Genomic DNA, 16,750 nt, shown 5'->3' with positions numbered 1-16,750 from the left:
GCTGATCGTCGATGCCCCGAGTACACAAAAACCGCTTGCCTGAGGTCTTAAAGGGCGCTATATAGCCTTTTTTGCAGCTGAGGGCAGCCACCATGAGTACCGAGCTGTTTGATGAAGCACCCGATGAGCTTGAAGCCGTCAACGATGATACCTGGACACCCAATGCACGTCCCAAAAAGGGCGAGATCTGCGCGCGCCGGCGTGTTGAAACGCTGCTGGAAGAGCGTCGACTCGAGCGTGATCTGATCGATGGCTGGGATGAATGGGACGAGGAGGAATAGCCTGCCCGTCGACCCGTTTTGCCTCTTGCAGGGCGCCCGCGCGGCGCCCTTTCCGTTTTGAAGAACAATATCCTGTGAAGACAGTATTGCCTGCCGCTTTGCGCTGGCCGTGATGGCCCCTGATCTCTATCATCACGGTACTGGCAGACGACTGCCTCTGATACCCTGCCTATCACCATTGACTACGAGGCTGAATCCACTCCATGGCGCAATACGTCTATACCATGAATCGGGTGGGCAAGACCGTGCCCCCCAAGCGTGACATCCTCAAGGATATTTCCCTGTCGTTTTTCCCCGGCGCCAAGATCGGCGTTCTCGGGCTGAACGGTTCGGGCAAGTCCTCCCTTCTGAGAATCATGGCGGGCGTCGATCAGGACTATCACGGCGAAGCCCGACCCATGCCCAATCTCAACGTGGGTTACCTGCCGCAGGAGCCGGAGCTCGATGACAGCAAGACGGTTCGCGAAACCGTCGAGGAAGCCCTGTCCGAGATTACCGAGGCGCAGGCGAAACTCGATGCCGTCTACGCCGCCTATGCCGAGCCGGACGCCGATTTTGACGCCCTGGCCGCCGAGCAGGCCCGCCTCGAGAACATGATCGAGGCCAGCGACGCCCACAATCTCGAGCGCAAGCTGGAAGTGGCCGCCGAGGCGCTGCGCCTGCCGCCATGGGATGCCCGTGTCGAGCATCTCTCGGGGGGTGAGCGCCGCCGTGTCGCCCTGTGCCGGCTGCTGCTGTCAGGCCCCGACATGCTGCTGCTCGATGAGCCGACCAACCACCTGGACGCCGAGTCCGTGGGCTGGCTGGAGCGCTTTCTGACCGAGTTCAGCGGCACGGTCGTGGCCGTGACGCACGACCGCTATTTCCTGGACAACGCCGCTGGCTGGATTCTCGAGCTGGACCGCGGTCGCGGCATTCCCTGGGAAGGCAACTACTCCACCTGGCTTGAAGCCAAGGAGAAGCGCCTTGAGCAGGAAGCCAAGCAGGAAGCCTCGCGCCAAAAGGCGATCAAGCAGGAGCTTGAGTGGGTTCGCCAGAATCCCAAGGGGCGTCAGGCCAAGAGCAAGGCGCGTCTCAATCGCTTTGATGAGCTGCAGTCCGGCGACTTCCAGAAGCGCAACGAAACCAACGAGATCTACATTCCGCCGGGACCGCGTCTGGGCGACAAGGTCATCGAGCTGCACAACGTCACCAAGCGCTTTGGCGACAAGGTGCTGATCGAGGACCTGTCGATGTCCGTACCCCCGGGCGCGATCGTGGGCATCGTGGGCGGCAACGGCGCGGGCAAGTCGACCCTGTTTCGCATGATCACCGGCCAGGAGCAGCCCGACAGCGGCGAGGTCGTGGTCGGCGACACCGTCGATATCGCCTACGTCGAGCAGCTGCGCGATGCGATGGATGATCGCCAGACCGTCTGGGAAGCCGTCTCCGGCGGCCAGGACATGCTCAACATCAACGGCTACGAGGTCTCCTCGAGAGCCTATGTCGGGCGCTTCAACTTCAAGGGCAACGACCAGCAGAAGTATCTGAAGGATCTCTCCGGCGGGGAGCGTGGTCGCCTGCAGCTGGCGCAGACCCTCAAGCAGGGCGCCAACGTGCTGCTGCTCGATGAACCCTCCAACGACCTGGACATCGAGACCCTGCGCGCGCTGGAAGAGGCCCTGCTGGCCTTCCCGGGCTGTGCGATGGTCATCAGCCACGACCGCTGGTTCCTGGACCGTGTGGCCACCCACATCCTGGCCTATGAAGGCGACTCCCACGTCGAGTTCTTCGAGGGCAACTACACCGACTATGAAGCGGACTACCACAAGCGCGTGGGCAGCGACACGCCCAAACGCATGAAGTACAAGCGTATCGACGCCTGATCGGGTTTGATATCCGGTACATCAAAAAGGGCCACCCTGTCGGGATGGCCCTTTTTTCATGACATTCCTTTCCTTACACCCATTTCCTTACGACCCTTTCATCATGCCCCTTCTGTCACGGCCTCAACGACAACGCTAGTCGTAGAAGGACGCCTCCCCTTCCGGGCGGGTCTTGAAGCGGCGATGCAGCCAGAGATACTGCTCGGGGTGCTTGCGAATGGCCATCTCGATAAAGGCGTTGACCTGGGCGGCATCGGCCACCTCATCGCCGCTGGGGAAGTTTTCCAGCGCCGGCAGGTACTCAAGCGTATAGGTCCGGTTGTCCGGGTTGCGATGAAACATCAGCGGCATGACCGGGGCGCCGGTCATGCGCGCAATCTTGGAGGTCAACCGGATCGAGGCGGCATCGATACCGAAAAACGGCGCGAAGACGCTCGCTTCGCGACCAAAATCCTGATCCGGCGAGTACCAGACCGCATGACCGCCCTTGATACGCCGAACCACGCCACGCAGATCATGCCGATCGATGGCGGCGCCGAAAATGCCGCGGCGCGCCTTGGTCATGAAGCGCTCGAACAGCGGGTTATTGTGCGGGCGATACACCACGTCGGCATCAAAAAAGAGCGAGTGCAGCGCTCCGCCCAGATCCAGCGTCGAGAAGTGAATACCAATGATCAATACGCCCTTGCCGCGGGCCTTCGCGGCTTCCATATGCTCGGTGCCCTTGAAGCTGACCCGATGGCGCAGGTGCTCCGGGTCGCGACACCAGCCGGTGGCGGTTTCCAGAATACCGATACCGTTGGCATGAAAGGTTCGCCGCACCAGTTTTCCAAGCTCGCACTCATCAAGCTCGGGGAAACACAGGCGCAGATTGGTCTCGGTGATATGGCGGCGACGCTTGACGAAGCGCCACACCAGCTCGCCGATGGCCGTACCGACCCACAGCTTGAGCCGCCAGGGCAGAAAAGCGCCCACGCGCATCAGACCGATCGCACACCAGGTCGACCAGTAGCGCGGATGCGCAAAGGATTCGGGGTATTCGTGACGTTTGCGTTTACTCATCAATCAGCCTGTGTAACTTCCTGCGGGCAGACGCGATGGCGCTTGAACACCACCCTGCAGACACTTTAAGGGATCGCGGCGCAAGATATTGGCCGTTGAGTCATTTGTCATCAAGAGCAATGCCTGTTCAGGAGGAAGTGCCGGTATCCGACGAATGATCACTGACGCCACCGTGATAACAACGCGGGACGCGCGGCAGTATACCGGTCAGCAGCGTGTAGGCGATGGTATCGCACCAGCTCGCCACCTCGCTGACACTGAGTATGGCGCCGCTGGTGTCGCGCCCCCACAGGGTCACGCGGGACCCGATGTCGGCTTCCGGCAGCTCGGTGATGTCCACGGTGAGCATGTCCATGGACACGCGCCCGGCAATGGCCGCGCGCTGACCCTCCACCAGTACGGGGGTGCCCTCTCTGGCATGACGATCATAACCATCGCCGTAGCCGCAGGCTACCACGCCGACCCGCGTGGGTCGTCGAGTGACGTGACGCGCCCCATAGCCGATGGGTTCACCGGTTGGCAGTTCGCGTACGGCGATAATCCGGCTTTCCAGCGTCATGACAGGACGAAGTACCTGATCAACCTCGTCATGCAGCGTGTGTCGAGACTCAAGCGGATTGACGCCATAGAGCATGACGCCGGGGCGTACCCAGTCATGGCGGGCTGCCGGCACGCCCAGGGTGGCTGGGGAATTGGCAAAACAGCCGGGCAGATCAAGCCGGCGACGCAGGGTATTGATCGTCTCGAGCTGCGCGGTCAAAAGCGGGCTACCGGGGGCATCGGCGGTCGCAAAATGGGTCATCAGTAGTATCTGCTCGATTCCCTTGTGCGAGCGCAGGCGCTGGCAGATCTCACCGACCCTTTCGGGCGCAAACCCCAGCCGGTGCATGCCGCTGTCGCATTTGACCAGCGCGGTAATCCGATGCTGCGGCCAGCATTCAAGGCGCTCCAGCAGGGCATCCACCTGCCAGTGCGTGTGCAGCACGCTCCAGTAGCCGCCGGTGATGACTTCGTCGAGCTCGCCGGCATCAAAAAAGCCTTCCAGCAGCACGATGGGACATTCAATGCCACTGGCACGCAGCGCCCGCCCCTCTTCCAGGCAGGCCACCGCCATGGCCGGTGCCAGATCACGCAGCGCTCGAGCACAGGCCGTGGCGCCATGGCCGTAGGCATTGGCCTTGAGTACGGCCATGGCGCGGGCCTCGAACGCATACTGGCGCGCCTGCAGGTAGTTGTGACGCAGCGCATCCAGATCAATATGCGCCGTCAGCGGCCTCATGTGGTCAAACCCCGTGCAAAAGGATGGGTATCAGTAGCCGGTATCGCCGGGCATGCCACGCCCCAGACCGTTGAGACCGTTGTCATCCGGCAGGGCGGTACGATTGGGCGGTGGCAGCTGACGCTGTCCGGTACGCCCCTGACTGCCTTCCAGCGGACTGGGGCCATTCATGCCGGGGTCAGGCTGATCATCGCCAATGCCAAGCCCCGTTGTCCCCTGCGAGCCAAAGTTCAGCAGGACCGCCTTGTCGGCGCGCAGCCAGCCATTGAGCACCTCCAGCGTATCGACATCCAGAATGCCGGCTTCCTGGCGCAGGCTCAACAGGTTGAGCACGTAATCGTAACGCGCATCGGCGTAGTTGGAGATCGCGGTAAAGAGGTTCTGCTGGGCCTGCAGGACATCGACAATATTACGCGTACCGACTTCATAGCCGTTGCGGGTGGCTTCCAGCGCGCTGCGATTGGACTCGATGGAGCGTTTCTGTGCCTGTACGCTCAGGACATTGTTGAGCGTCTGGGCGTAGTAGGAACGTACCTGCTGGACGGCCGTGCGTAGCTGCGACTCCTGCTGATACTGGGTCTGCTCCAGCGAAAAGGTGCTCTGGCGTACCTGGGCGCTGGTCGAGCCCCCGGTGTAGATGGGGAGAGTGGCTTCCAGCCCGATCTGATTCTGCTCGTTGTTCCCGCGCAGATTGTCCTGGCTGCTATCGCCATACTGATAGTTGGCAAAGGCGGACAGGGTCGGCAGATGCCCGGCACGCGAGGTATCGAGATTGGCACGCGCCACCTCCACGGCGGCACGCGCGGCCAACAGATCCAGATTCTGGCTGGAGGCCATTTCGACCCATGCCTGCTGGCTGGCAGGCGTCGGACGCTCAATGGGCATGTCATCGGCCAGACCATCGATACTGGAATACTGCTTGCCGGTCAGCTGCTCGAGCGCTTCGAAATTGACCTGAAGAGTGCTCTCCTGAGAGATGCGCTGCGAGCGGGTCAGATCATAGGATGCCTGGGCTTCATAGACATCGGTCGCCGCCACGATGCCGACATCAAACTGCTGGCGCACCTGCTCAAGCTGCCGTGAGACGGCCTGCTCTTCGGCACGCAGGGTATCGAGCTGCTCCTTGGCCCGCAGTACCTCGAAATAGGCCTGAGCGACGTTGTAGAGAAGCTGCTGGCGATCAACGCGCAGGTTCAGGGCTTCCTGAGCGGTCTGGCGCTTCGAGGCTTCCAGCTGATACCAGTTGGTGGCATCAAACAGGGCCTGGGTGGCCTGCACCTGCACCGTGGTACCGGTGTAGTGTTCGCCACCGCTGCCAGTATCATTGTTCGTACCTGTCCCGGCGAGAGTGCTGCTCTGGGAGGAGGTAATGTTGTAGCGAGTGACGCTGCCGGTAGCGCTGACCTGAGGCAGCAGATCGCCACGCTCGATGTCCTCACCGGCCTGCACGCTGCTATAGCTGGACCTTGAAGCGGCGAGATCGGCATTATTGACCAGCGCATCGCGTGCAATGGACATCAGGTCAGCCGCCTGGGCCTGGCCCGCGAGCGAGACGGCAAGCACCAGTGGCAGTACTCTGAACTTACGCATCGAATGATTCCCTGTCTAAAACGGTTATGGCCGTCTCTGGTCAGTATTCTGTGACCGGCTGGCAACCTTGTGGCACTCTCAAGCGCACTGTCATGACAATGCAGCTACCTTGTGGGGTGGCGAGCTTAGCACATTGCAGGATTTTACATACATTCCTGAATGTTTAAAGGCGGAGAATGCCTACCGATTCGCCATGGCAGAGGAGTTATTAAAAAAACAGCGCCAGATTGGCGCCGTTTTTGGTCATCTGCCCGGGGCAGCTCATGGCTTGCCTGACGGTGTCAGGCCACAAGCGGCTTACTCAAAGATGGCGTCCAGAGACAGACCCTGCTTTTCCAGCATGCGACGCAGTTTCTTGAGCGCCTCCACCTGGATCTGGCGAACGCGCTCGCGCGTCAGGCCAATTTCTTCACCCACTTCTTCAAGTGTGGCCGCTTCATGGCCGCGCAGCCCGAAGCGGCGCACCACCACTTCCATCTGCTTTTCGGTCAGCTCGCCAAGCCACTCATCGACATGCGCCTTGACGTCAAAATCGACCAGCTCGGACTCCGGCCCGGCCTCGTTTTCATCGGCCAGCGTATCCAGCAGTGGCTTGTCGTTTTCGCTGCCGACCGGATAGTCGACCGAAGAGACACGCTCGTTAAGCCCCATCATCCGCTTGACCGATTCTACCGGACGGTCCAGATGCGTGGCGATATCATCTGCCGTGGGCTCATGGTCGAGCTTCTGGGTCAGCTCGCGCGACGCGCGCAGGTAGACATTGAGTTCCTTGACCACGTGGATGGGCAAACGAATGGTCCGGGTCTGATTCATCAGCGCCCGCTCGATGGTCTGGCGAATCCACCAGGTGGCATAGGTCGAGAAGCGAAAACCGCGCTCGGGATCGAATTTCTCTACCGCACGAATCAGACCCAGGTTGCCTTCCTCGATCAGGTCCAGCAGGGTCAGACCACGATTGAGGTAGCGCCGTGCGATCTTGACGACCAGGCGCAGGTTGGATTCGATCATGCGCTGGCGCCCGGCAGGGTCACCCTTGCGCGCCAGACGGCCGTAATGGACTTCCTCTTCCGGTGTCAGAAGCGGGGAAAATCCAATCTCGTTGAGATAAATCTGGGTGGCATCAAGACTTTGATGCTGCTGGCGTTCTTCCCTGTTCAGGGCTTTTTCGAACGCGTCTTCGTTATCCACTTCCTTGTCATTATTATCATCGAGCGTCAGCTCTTTTTCGTTCTCTTCCACTTCAACGTCGTCGTGCAATCCCTGTTCAACCACGCTCATATCGACTTCCCCTTTTCGTTTGAGGTCCCCGTGTCATCGACCGTATCGACAACCCTTCGGGTCTCATACACCGCTCATCTCGATAGGGATGAGCGGTCTCCCTGGTGCCTTAGCGATCCGGCAGATACTGCATCGGATCCTTCGGTTGGCCATCCTGGCGTATTTCAAAATGCAGCTTGACGCCATCTGCGTCAGTGGACCCCATGGTGGCAATCGTTTCCCCCTGACGCACGACATCGTTTTCCTTGACGTTCAAGGCGTCATTATGCGCGTAGGCGCTGAGGAAGTGATCGTTGTGCTTGAGGATGATGAGATTGCCATAGCCGCGAACGCCATCACCGGCGTAGACGACAATACCGGGGCCGGCTGCCTTGACAGGTTGCCCCTTTTGACCAGCAATATCAATCCCGGCCGTGAGATTTGTCTTGTCACCAAAATCACCCACAATTTTGCCCTGCGTCGGCCACTGCCACTGGATATCGCTGGTGGGGGTATAGGTGCGATCGGAACGGTCTTCACTGGTGGTTTTACCCGCCACGGCAGCACCGCCGGTGTCTTCCTTGTCGGCACTGCTGCTGCCGGACGAGGCACTGTTGTCCTGTGTTGGCGCCGAACCCTGCGAACTGTCCTGACTGCCTCCGGAGCCACTGCTGGCTGCACTGCCTGCGGCTGCGCCCACACCAGCGGCCGCACCAATGGCCCCCTGGGAAAGCTGTGTTTGTGAGTCGGCATTGCCACCGGTGCTGCGATTGCGATTAATGGAGTCCTCGTCCGGTGACAGCCAGCTGTCATCACCTCCGCTGCTGTCGGTGCCCTGAGCACCACTGAGCGCCGTGGCGTGCGTGCCACTGGTCCCCGAAGACGATGCCGACGACGCAGAAGCCATTGATGGGGCGCTGACATTGTCGTTGAGCCGCAGCGCCTGACCGGGCTCGATGGCGTAAGGAGGTTCCAGATTGTTCAGTGAAGCCAGCCGCCGGAAATCGATGCCGGTTTTCCAGCCGATCGAGTAGATCGTATCGCCACGCTGGACGTGGTAGATGCCGCTGGCCATGGAGTTCTGATTGAACGAGGCCTCTTCTACTGCAGGTGCGTTGCTGATTTGGGCACAGCCTCCCAGCACCGCCATCAGGACAACGCTGCTGCCCAGAGTGGCCTGCCGCATGCGCATATGAAATCGAACCATGTCTTTGCTCTACTCCTTTGACATTGATTGACGGTCCGTGGAGACCCGTGACGAATCAGCACCGGAGCGCTCTCCCACGGCGACTACCACGATAAAACCGACCAGCGCCAGCGCCAGCGCGATCCACAGGTGTGCCGGCTCACCGGTCACGGCCGTATAGGCCTCCGGCGACAGCAATTTGTACTTCAGTGGTACCACTTCGCCACCCGGGGACATCGTGTAGCTTTCCAGCGAACGCCAGGGCCAGAGTACCGGAAGCGATCCCAGAATAAAGCCGATCAACAGATAGAGCGTGGTGGAATAGTGATGTTTGAAAAGCCACGACAGCACGCGCGAAAAGGTGAAAAGCCCCAGCAGACAGCCCAGCGCAAATTGCCCCATGACCACGACATCGAAGGTCTTGATGGCGTCGATCACGGTGTGATACATGCCCATGGTCAACAATAAAAAGCTGCCGGACACGCCGGGCAGCAGCATCGCACTGATGGCGATGGCGCCTGCCACGAACAGCATCAGCGCCCCACCGCCACTGGGCAGGATGGCCGGCAGAAAGTGTGCCAGCAGCGCCCCGAGCGCCAGGGGCAGAAGAAAGACGAGACGCCAGCGATCCAGCCGGCGTGCCACCACGATCGCCGAGGCGACTACCAGCCCGAAAAAGAAGGCATTGAGCAGCAGGGTCTGGTGTTCCAGCAGGTAGCTCACCAGGTGCGCAAGACTCAATACGCTGGCCGCCACGCCGGCCAGCAGCGGTATCAAAAAGCCGAGATTGAGATGAACGATCAGACCTTTCAGGCCGTGTTCACGCAGCGCGCCGATCGCGCTCGGACCAAAGCGCCGAATGGTCTCGATCAGCTCCTGATAGATGCCTGTCACGAATGCGATGGTACCGCCGGACACGCCAGGCACGGAATCCGCCGCCCCCATGCCCATGCCTTTCAGAAAAAGCGTCACATGCCTTTTCACTTGTTCTACTCCAGATAGATGGGCGGCACAAAGACCGACTCGGGAAAACCTGTAAAAGAGCGCATCGGCGCAACACACGTGCAGCGCTTGTTACGCACCCGTCGGCTCGAGGGGCGCGAGTATCTCATCGCCCCTGACGGCTGTCTGCCCCGAGGTGTTCAGACATGCTTTATCAGGTCAGATCCCCGCCTTGCTGGCGCTGACCGGTCAATGCCTCAAGCCAGCCACTGACGTCTGCAATCGAGGCGTGACGGGTCAGATCGGTCTGCAGCGGTGTGATTGAAACAAAGCCGGCCTCAATGGCGGCAAAATCGGTATCTTCACTCATATCGGCGCTGGCCCCCGAGGCCGCGATCCAGTAACGGGTGCGACCTCGCGGGTCCTGCAGCCGTATGGGCTGGCTACCCTGACCACGATGGCCCTGCCGGGTCACCCGAAATCCCTTGAGCGCTTCCCAGGGCACATCGGGCACGTTGACGTTCAAAAGGCTTCGGGGCGGCAGTGCCAGCTGCTCGACGGCGCTGACCAGGGTGGCGGCCACCCGGCCGGCCGTTTCGAAATGCTGATGCCCCGCCAGCGACATGGCAATCGCTGAAAGACCCAGCGAGCGACCTTCCATGGCCGCTGCCACGGTGCCGGAATAGAGCACATCATCGCCCAGATTGGCACCGTGGTTGATGCCGGAGATCACCATGTCGACCGTTTCATCGAAGATATCACTCACGCCCAGATAAACGCAGTCCGCAGGCGTGCCGTCCACGCTGTAAAACCCGCTGTCCAGCGGCGTCAGCGACAGCGGATAGGACAGCGTCAGCGAATTGCTGGCCCCGCTGCGGTCGCGATCAGGCGCAATGACCCGAAGTCTTGCCTGATCGACCAGGGCGTCATGCAGCGCCCTGAGTCCCGGGGCATGAACCCCGTCATCATTGGATAAAAGCAGTCTGCGCATTGGACTTCCCTGTTCATGTCGGTTCAAAAATGAATAAGACCACCCGGGCACACGGCTGTCTGTCCGCTCAAGGCATCGCTTTCCTAAAGGGCCGGGTGCGCAAAGAGCTCACGCAGCACGGCCGTGGCAAATCCGCCGCGCGCCAGCGAAAAACGAAGCCAGAGCCCTTCACCCTCATACTCAAGCCCGGGCGATTGAAGACAAAGTCGCAAGGGCCGTCGCATGGGGGCGGCGCCCGCCTTTTCGATACCTTCGGCAAGCGATGACTCGCGCTCGGCAACGGCACGCTCAAGGGCGAGAGCTTCACCACTGACGCCGCTGTCGCCACGCCCCCAGAGCGGGCCGGTAGGATGAATATCCAGCGCGGCCAGTCGTGACCTCAGATCATCATCGAGTGCTTCACCGTTAAATTGACTGGCGCTGCCCTCCAGATTGAAAACATCACCCGCCAGACCGCTGGCCCAGTTGCCCTGTTCGATGCGCGCGCTCAGCACCTGATTGAACAAAAAACTGCGCGCGCTCGACAGCAGAAACCCGTCGCGATCCTGCTTCTTTTTCCAGCCACGCGCCATCAGCGCTCGGGCACGGGTGAGATTGCTGCCCTGATGGCCAAAGCGCTGGGGCCCGAAGTAGTTCGGTACACCGTGTACTACCAGTTCATGCCAGCGCGCCTCGAGCGAGCCTTCCGCAACAGCCTCGCCGGTCACATACAGGGCAAATCGATTGGCGCGATGCACGCCGCGGCGCAGCTTGCGCGGGTGGCGACCGAAATCCAGAAGCCGAACTCCATCCATCTCGACCTGTTCGGCCAGCCCCGAGGGCGTTGGCCGCCCTGTCAGGGCAACCGATATCCACTGACGCGTCAGGGCGGTGTGATCCTTGAGACCGCTGACCCCAATATCGCGCGGGGCCACTTCAAGCGTGTGCGACAGGTGTCGAACCAACTGCGCGGTGGACAGATTGCGCTTTTCACAGTGCAGCCACAGATGCTCCCCTTCGCCTTCGGGCGTAAAGGACATCTGTTCTTCGACCTGAAAGGCTTCGGGAAATTCACGAAATCGCCCTGAATGGGGCGGCTGGCCCAGACTTCTGGCCCAGTCGGGCAGCGGTGAAACCGGGGCCTCGCTCATGTCTCGGGTCATGATGCCTCGTCATGACGCATTAAAAGCGCCACGGCTTCCACGGCAATGCCCTCGCCGCGACCGGTAAAGCCAAGCTTTTCGGTGGTGGTGGCCTTGACGTTGACACTCGACATTTCAAGCGCGATATCGTTGGCGATCACTTCGCGCATGGCGCCAATGTGCGGCGCCATTTTGGGGGCCTGCGCCAGAATGGTGACATCGACGTTGATCAGCCCAAATCCCTTCCGGTTGACCAGTGCCACCACGTGACGCAGCAGCGCGCGGCTGTCGGCGCCGCGCCACTGTTCATCGGTATCGGGAAAATGCTGGCCGATATCGCCCAGCGCGGCGGCCCCAAGCAGGGCATCGCTTAACGCATGCAGCACCACATCACCATCGGAGTGCGCCACAAAACCGTAATCAAAATCGACGCGCACGCCGCCCAGCATCAAATGATCGCCCTCGCCAAAGCGATGGACGTCAAAGCCATGACCGATACGCAGCCGGGCGAGCAGGGAAGGATCAGACAGGCTCATGGCCGGACTCCTTGTCGGACAGGGATAAATGAACGCTGGCCCGCTGGGCAGACAGGATCTTCCCGGCCAGCGCCAGGTCTTCGGGATGGGTGATTTTCAGATTGTCGCTGCGCCCGGTGACCAGCAGGGGCGCATGTCCCAGCTGCTCGACGCCCGAAGCCTCATCGGTCATCAGAAAGCGCGCCTCAAGGGCGGTCATGAAGGCATCGCGCAGCACGCCGTAGCGAAAACCCTGTGGTGTCAGGGCACGCCAGAGCCCCTGACGCGGCACGGTCGCCTCGACGCGCTGATCACTATCCTGACGCTTGAGGGTGTCGGTGACCGGCGCCGCCAGCAGTCCACCTACCGGGTCATGTCGGATGGCGTCCATCAGTTGGTGCAGATCCGCCACGGTGACACACGGGCGCGCCACATCATGAACCAGCACCCAGTCATTAACATGGGCGTGATCGGCAAGCCAGTCGATACCGGCGCGGACCGAGTCCGCCCGCTCATCGCCACCGTCCAGACGCTGCCAGCGCGCGAAGGGCACCATGGATTCATGAAACCACTGATCCTCGGCATCCAGACACAGCAGCAGGGTGGCCTCGGGGAAGGCGTCGTGCAATCGCGCCAGCGTACACGCCAGTACGGTGGCGTCATCGAGCAGCAGATATTGCTTGGGGCACTCGGCACGCATGCGCGTACCGCGCCCGGCGGCCGGCACGATCAGCCACTGGGGCGCACTCATTGCTCCCGTCCGGCAAACTGGTCGCGGGCTTCATCGGCGCTTTGATCGGCTCCGGGCGGCGCCACAGGCGTGGGATTGTGGCTGGCCTTTTCACTGGGCACCCAGAAAAACTGCTCATCATCGCGGATCATGCCCAGGTCGTTGCGCCCGCGCTCCTCGATCGCATCAAGGCCGTTTTTCAAATCCACCACCTCGGCGGCAAGACGGTCGTTGCGGTCGGTCAGCAGCTGATTGCTCTCGTGCAGCTCGTCGGCGCGCGCCTTGACCCGGCTGTGCTCCAGAAGGCCGCCATCTCCCAGCCAGAGCTGATACTGCAACGCGGCCAGCGCGACGACCAGCGCGATTGAAATCCATTTGAGCATCGTGATCTATATCGTTGTCGGCCGAACCGGCCCTGGGGAAAGCCGCAATTATGCCATTATCCAGCGGTGGATCGTCCAGCGAGCACCATATCGAAACGCAGTGAGCGACCCCGGCTGCCAGGGCAGGCGGGGCATGACCTGCCCCGCCGCCGGGCTACCAGCGGCGAATCACATCGGCGTGCAGGGAATAAAGTGTCAGGGTTTGAACATCAAGAGCCTCGCGCTCAAGGCGTGCTCGATCCCTGAAATAGTATTCCAGGGTTTTCGTGATGGTCGAGAAGGCCAGTTCCGACCAGGGGATGTCCTCTTCCCGGAAAAGACGCACCTCAAGACTTTCAGGCCCCGCAGAGAAAGCCGGTGTCAGGTCGTTACGCAGTCGGGCCAGATAGATCATGTAGACCTGATTGATGTGAGGCAGATCGACCATGGTATAGAGCCCGCCCAGTTCGACCTCGGCACAGGCCTCTTCACGGGTTTCACGAATGGCGGCTTCGGGGGTGGTCTCGCCGTTTTCCATGAACCCGGCAGGCAGGGTCCAGAATCCTTTCCGTGGGGCGATGGCGCGCCGGCACAGCAACACCCGGTCATCAATAATGGGTAGACTGCCGGCCACGATCCGTGGATTCTGATAGTGGATGGTGCCGCAGTTATCACACAGATAGCGTGGACGATCATCGTCCGATGGAATGGCAAAGCGCACCGGCGCGCCGCAATGGCTGCAAAAATTCATGTGTTCCTCGTCGCTTACGGCGCGTGACCGAACGCTTTACACTACGTTTGATCACCTCACGTGTCGATTGGCGATTTTGCCATGAAACACTGGTCTTTCTGCTGGAAAGTGTCCTTATGCTGCTAACGGCACAACATCGACTCAAGGACTACCGGCCGGCGCAGCTCGACGGCCGCTACCCGCGCGCTGCCGTGCTGATGCCGATCGTCAACCATGATGCCCCAACCCTGTTGCTGACCCGGCGTAATGCGCGCCTGAGCTCTCATGCCGGTCAGGTCGCCTTTCCCGGCGGCAAGCTTGACCCCGAGGATGCCAATCTTCAGGCCTGCGCCCTGCGTGAAAGCTTCGAGGAAATCGGCCTGCCCCCCGGAAAGGTTCGCCTGCTGGGTCGGCTTTCCGATCGTTTTTCGGCCAACGGCATGATCGTGACGCCCTTTGTGGGGCTGATCGAGCCTGATGTGCGCTTTACGCCCAATCCCGACGAGATCGATACCATTTTCGAAGTCGAGCTGGCACGCTTGATGACCGACCCGCGTCAACACACCGATGTGATTCACGATGACGAGACCTGCTGGTACGTGCCCAGCTACACGATTTTCGAGCACACGCTCTGGGGGCTGTCGGCGATGATGGTCGTCGAGCTTTTAAACGTGGCCTTTCATGTGGATATCGGGCTTGATCGCTATCCTGAAACCTCGACACTGCGCCATCTTCCGCCCCGACCTTCACGCAGGCGCCCGTCATGAGCACCGTTACCGATGATTTCGATCGCGAGGTTCACACCCTGCTGGCAGCCTCTCCCCTGATTCCCGAGCGTATCGATGCCCTCATCGAGGATTTGATCCAGCAGGGGTTCAGTCATCAGCGCGATTTCTTTTCCCCGCTGTTAATTGATGCCTTGCTGGCCGATCTTGAACGTCTTGAGGCTCATGATGCCCTGACAAGTGCCGGCATCGGTCGACTCAAGGAGCACCAGCTGGCCACCAGCATTCGTGGCGACGCCATTCGCTGGCTGAATCGGGAAAGCCCGGCACAGCAGGTGTATCTCCAGCGCCTGGAGGAACTTCGTGAGCAGATCAACCGGGCGCTTTTTATCGGTCTGTTCGAGTTCGAGGCCCATTTTGCCCGCTACCCGCCGGGCGCCTTTTACAAGCGTCACGTGGACAGTTTTCAGGGCCGTGCCAACCGGGTGATCTCCACAGTGACCTATCTTAATCGCGACTGGCCCGTTGACGGCGGTGGCGAGATGGTGCTGTTTGAAAACCAGCAGCAGGGTCCGAACGGGCCTGCCCCCGATGCCCCGATCCGGGAAATGGTCCGGGTACTTCCTGAAGCCGGCACGCTGGCCTGCTTTTTATCGGAGTCCGTGCCTCATGAGGTGCTGCCCACCCGACTGCCACGCGCCAGCATCGCGGGCTGGTTTCGACGCAACGCCTCGGTCAATGGCGTGGTCGACCCCGCTCGCTGAGCCACCGATACTCATCGATCGATGGCTTCCGTTCACGCCGCAGGCCTGGCGTGGGGCGTGCCCTTGCCTCCCTCTTCATTAAAGTCCTGCGCGGCGCGGCCGACATCATGGGGTAATTGCAATCCGAAAGGCCAGAGCCCGAGCGATTGTCAGACCCATTTCCCCGTGAGATTCCGCTCCGATGAAATTCCTGCCCATTGTGCTGACAGCGTTACTGTTGACGTGCAGTGCTGGCGTACAAGCACAGACCCGCCTTGTAGATGATCGGGTGACACTAAGCGGTTTCGGCACGCTGGGGCTCATCCACAACGATCAGAAAGAGGCCGACTTCGTACGTGATGTTGGCCAGCCAAAGGGCGCCGAACAGGGCTGGAGTGCTCGAGCCGATACCCGCCTGGGGCTACAGGCCAGTCTGCGCCTGACCGACGAGCTGGATGGTGTGGTGCAGGGCATGAGCCAGTATCACAGCTCGGGCGACTTCAGTCCCGAGCTGATGCTGGCCTTTGTACGCTATGCACCCGACCCGGGTCTTCAACTTCGTGCCGGCCGCCTGGGCTGGGATGTCGATCTGCTCTCGGAGTCGCGCTATATCGGCTACGCCTACCCCTGGATTCGCCCACCGGTGGATCATTTTGGCGTGCTGCAGCTGACCTATATCGATGGCGCCGATGTCACCTTTACCCGACCGCTTGGCGATGACCTGATCTGGGCACGATTTTTTGCCGGCAGCTCCGACAGCCGTTTTTTCATGACGGACGCGCTGGAGGCCGATTTCGATGCCCATCATGTGCTTGGCGGGCACCTCAACTATGAAACCGGTTCGTGGCGGTTGGTTTCGCGCCGGCTACACCAGGGTTCGCTCGGAGGTCAGCTTCAGCGGTACTGATGCGGATCTGATTGGCCAGCTTTATAGCGTCGATGCCAATCACTATCTCAACTATCTGATCGGCTTTGATGAACTGCAAATCTATTCGCTGGGCGCGGCCTACAGCGCAGGCCCCCTGCAACTGCAGGCGATCTGGAATCGCGACATTCTGGCCGATGGCGACACCTGGCTGGATACCGGATTCGTCTCGGCGGCGTGGCGCATGACCCGTTGGACGCCCTACGCCATGCTGTCAGGCGTGAGAACACATGACAGCCGTGAGGATCCGATCGGCTCCAATGTCGGTCAGCATACCTGGTCGCTGGGAGTTCGATATGACGTTATTACCAACATGGCACTCAAGGTGCAGCTTGACCGCATCCACACGCGAGTGCCGGGACTTCTTTGGCGCGGCACCGATGGCAACTGGAAGGACGATCAATCAAATCTTGTCAGCCTCGGGCTGGATTTCATCTTTTAAGGAG

The 16,750-nt window shown here is 60.7% G+C and carries 18 protein-coding genes; 6 read left to right on the top strand and 12 right to left on the bottom strand.

Annotation, left to right across the window (positions count from 1 at the left end; all coding sequences use genetic code 11):
• Positions 1–92: 92 nt before the first annotated feature.
• Entirely contained in the window at positions 93–281 is a 189-nt protein-coding gene (locus tag Q0931_RS02005) for a PA3496 family putative envelope integrity protein (protein WP_299256745.1), read from the top strand.
• 203 nt (positions 282–484) lie between these two features.
• Positions 485–2,146, top strand: a complete 1,662-nt coding sequence (gene ettA, locus Q0931_RS02000; RefSeq protein ID WP_299256743.1) for an energy-dependent translational throttle protein EttA — start codon at positions 485–487, stop codon at positions 2,144–2,146.
• A 135-nt stretch (positions 2,147–2,281) separates the two neighbouring features.
• Here ettA and lpxL read toward each other — a convergent pair whose 3' ends face one another.
• The 12 genes from lpxL to Q0931_RS01940 form a co-directional block, all read right to left on the bottom strand.
• Entirely contained in the window at positions 2,282–3,208 is a 927-nt protein-coding gene (lpxL, locus tag Q0931_RS01995; protein ID WP_299256741.1) for an LpxL/LpxP family Kdo(2)-lipid IV(A) lauroyl/palmitoleoyl acyltransferase, read from the bottom strand.
• A 127-nt stretch (positions 3,209–3,335) separates the two neighbouring features.
• Positions 3,336–4,487, bottom strand: a complete 1,152-nt coding sequence (alr, locus tag Q0931_RS01990; RefSeq protein WP_299256739.1) for an alanine racemase — start codon at positions 4,485–4,487, stop codon at positions 3,336–3,338.
• A gap of 30 nt (positions 4,488–4,517) precedes the next feature.
• Entirely contained in the window at positions 4,518–6,077 is a 1,560-nt protein-coding gene (locus Q0931_RS01985; RefSeq protein ID WP_299256737.1) for a TolC family outer membrane protein, read from the bottom strand.
• 297 nt (positions 6,078–6,374) lie between these two features.
• Positions 6,375–7,355, bottom strand: a complete 981-nt coding sequence (gene rpoS, locus Q0931_RS01980) for an RNA polymerase sigma factor RpoS (RefSeq protein ID WP_299256735.1) — start codon at positions 7,353–7,355, stop codon at positions 6,375–6,377.
• 109 nt (positions 7,356–7,464) lie between these two features.
• The gene (locus tag Q0931_RS01975; protein ID WP_299256733.1) at positions 7,465–8,541 is read right to left on the bottom strand and encodes a peptidoglycan DD-metalloendopeptidase family protein; all 1,077 of its coding nucleotides are present in this window, start codon (positions 8,539–8,541) and stop codon (positions 7,465–7,467) included.
• Between the two features lie 9 nt (positions 8,542–8,550).
• The gene (locus Q0931_RS01970) at positions 8,551–9,504 is read right to left on the bottom strand and encodes a DUF368 domain-containing protein (RefSeq protein ID WP_299256731.1); all 954 of its coding nucleotides are present in this window, start codon (positions 9,502–9,504) and stop codon (positions 8,551–8,553) included.
• 172 nt (positions 9,505–9,676) lie between these two features.
• Positions 9,677–10,453 carry a 5'/3'-nucleotidase SurE gene (gene surE / locus Q0931_RS01965; protein WP_299256729.1) on the bottom strand — a complete coding sequence of 259 codons (777 nt, stop codon included), beginning with the start codon at positions 10,451–10,453 and terminating at the stop codon, positions 9,677–9,679.
• An 83-nt stretch (positions 10,454–10,536) separates the two neighbouring features.
• Complete coding sequence (locus Q0931_RS01960) at positions 10,537–11,595, bottom strand: tRNA pseudouridine(13) synthase TruD (protein WP_299256727.1); 1,059 nt, start codon at positions 11,593–11,595, stop codon at positions 10,537–10,539.
• On the bottom strand, positions 11,592–12,077 hold the full coding sequence (gene ispF, locus Q0931_RS01955) for a 2-C-methyl-D-erythritol 2,4-cyclodiphosphate synthase (RefSeq protein WP_299257243.1): 486 nt from the start codon (positions 12,075–12,077) through the stop codon (positions 11,592–11,594). Before ispF ends, Q0931_RS01960 begins: the two co-directional genes overlap by 4 nt.
• A gap of 19 nt (positions 12,078–12,096) precedes the next feature.
• Positions 12,097–12,840 (bottom strand): 2-C-methyl-D-erythritol 4-phosphate cytidylyltransferase, encoded by a 744-nt coding sequence (gene ispD / locus Q0931_RS01950; RefSeq protein WP_299256725.1) that lies wholly within the window; start codon positions 12,838–12,840, stop codon positions 12,097–12,099.
• The gene (ftsB, locus tag Q0931_RS01945) at positions 12,837–13,202 is read right to left on the bottom strand and encodes a cell division protein FtsB (RefSeq protein ID WP_299256723.1); all 366 of its coding nucleotides are present in this window, start codon (positions 13,200–13,202) and stop codon (positions 12,837–12,839) included. Before ftsB ends, ispD begins: the two co-directional genes overlap by 4 nt.
• 154 nt (positions 13,203–13,356) lie before the next feature.
• Entirely contained in the window at positions 13,357–13,932 is a 576-nt protein-coding gene (locus Q0931_RS01940; protein WP_299256721.1) for an NUDIX hydrolase, read from the bottom strand.
• Positions 13,933–14,048: 116 nt separating this feature from the next.
• Here Q0931_RS01940 and Q0931_RS01935 point away from each other — a divergent pair, with 116 nt between their 5' ends.
• The 4 genes from Q0931_RS01935 to Q0931_RS01920 all read left to right on the top strand — a co-directional run bounded on the left by Q0931_RS01935 (position 14,049) and on the right by Q0931_RS01920 (position 16,746).
• On the top strand, positions 14,049–14,678 hold the full coding sequence (locus tag Q0931_RS01935) for a CoA pyrophosphatase (protein WP_299256719.1): 630 nt from the start codon (positions 14,049–14,051) through the stop codon (positions 14,676–14,678).
• Positions 14,675–15,400, top strand: coding sequence for a 2OG-Fe(II) oxygenase (locus Q0931_RS01930; protein ID WP_299256717.1), 726 nt, complete (start codon positions 14,675–14,677; stop codon positions 15,398–15,400). The genes Q0931_RS01935 and Q0931_RS01930 overlap by 4 nt, the downstream gene beginning before the upstream one ends.
• A 181-nt stretch (positions 15,401–15,581) precedes the next feature.
• Positions 15,582–16,286, top strand: coding sequence for a hypothetical protein (locus Q0931_RS01925; protein WP_299256715.1), 705 nt, complete (start codon positions 15,582–15,584; stop codon positions 16,284–16,286).
• Complete coding sequence (locus Q0931_RS01920) at positions 16,210–16,746, top strand: hypothetical protein (RefSeq protein WP_299256713.1); 537 nt, start codon at positions 16,210–16,212, stop codon at positions 16,744–16,746. Before Q0931_RS01925 ends, Q0931_RS01920 begins: the two co-directional genes overlap by 77 nt.
• The last annotated feature ends 4 nt before the right edge of the window (positions 16,747–16,750 follow it).

The organism is uncultured Kushneria sp. (assembly GCF_947497025.1).
Lineage (GTDB): Bacteria > Pseudomonadota > Gammaproteobacteria > Pseudomonadales > Halomonadaceae > Kushneria.
Note: the sequence above shows the minus strand (reverse complement) of the source record. Positions and strands in the feature narration are given on the sequence as shown.

Bases quoted from the DNA above. Each gene is read 5' to 3' on its own strand.
- Q0931_RS01960 (WP_299256727.1), bottom strand. From the start codon at position 11,595: ATGACCCGAGACATGAGCGAGGCCCCGGTTTCACCGCTGCCCGACTGG.
- Q0931_RS01985 (WP_299256737.1), bottom strand. From the start codon at position 6,077: ATGCGTAAGTTCAGAGTACTGCCACTGGTGCTTGCCGTCTCGCTCGCG.
- Q0931_RS01930 (WP_299256717.1), top strand. From the start codon at position 14,675: ATGAGCACCGTTACCGATGATTTCGATCGCGAGGTTCACACCCTGCTG.
- lpxL (WP_299256741.1), bottom strand. From the start codon at position 3,208: ATGAGTAAACGCAAACGTCACGAATACCCCGAATCCTTTGCGCATCCG.
- alr (WP_299256739.1), bottom strand. From the start codon at position 4,487: ATGAGGCCGCTGACGGCGCATATTGATCTGGATGCGCTGCGTCACAAC.
- ispD (WP_299256725.1), bottom strand. From the start codon at position 12,840: ATGAGTGCGCCCCAGTGGCTGATCGTGCCGGCCGCCGGGCGCGGTACG.
- Q0931_RS01935 (WP_299256719.1), top strand. From the start codon at position 14,049: ATGCTGCTAACGGCACAACATCGACTCAAGGACTACCGGCCGGCGCAG.
- Q0931_RS01940 (WP_299256721.1), bottom strand. From the start codon at position 13,932: ATGAATTTTTGCAGCCATTGCGGCGCGCCGGTGCGCTTTGCCATTCCA.
- ftsB (WP_299256723.1), bottom strand. From the start codon at position 13,202: ATGCTCAAATGGATTTCAATCGCGCTGGTCGTCGCGCTGGCCGCGTTG.
- Q0931_RS01975 (WP_299256733.1), bottom strand. From the start codon at position 8,541: ATGGTTCGATTTCATATGCGCATGCGGCAGGCCACTCTGGGCAGCAGC.
- rpoS (WP_299256735.1), bottom strand. From the start codon at position 7,355: ATGAGCGTGGTTGAACAGGGATTGCACGACGACGTTGAAGTGGAAGAG.
- Q0931_RS02005 (WP_299256745.1), top strand. From the start codon at position 93: ATGAGTACCGAGCTGTTTGATGAAGCACCCGATGAGCTTGAAGCCGTC.
- Q0931_RS01925 (WP_299256715.1), top strand. From the start codon at position 15,582: ATGAAATTCCTGCCCATTGTGCTGACAGCGTTACTGTTGACGTGCAGT.
- surE (WP_299256729.1), bottom strand. From the start codon at position 10,453: ATGCGCAGACTGCTTTTATCCAATGATGACGGGGTTCATGCCCCGGGA.
- ettA (WP_299256743.1), top strand. From the start codon at position 485: ATGGCGCAATACGTCTATACCATGAATCGGGTGGGCAAGACCGTGCCC.
- Q0931_RS01920 (WP_299256713.1), top strand. From the start codon at position 16,210: ATGAAACCGGTTCGTGGCGGTTGGTTTCGCGCCGGCTACACCAGGGTT.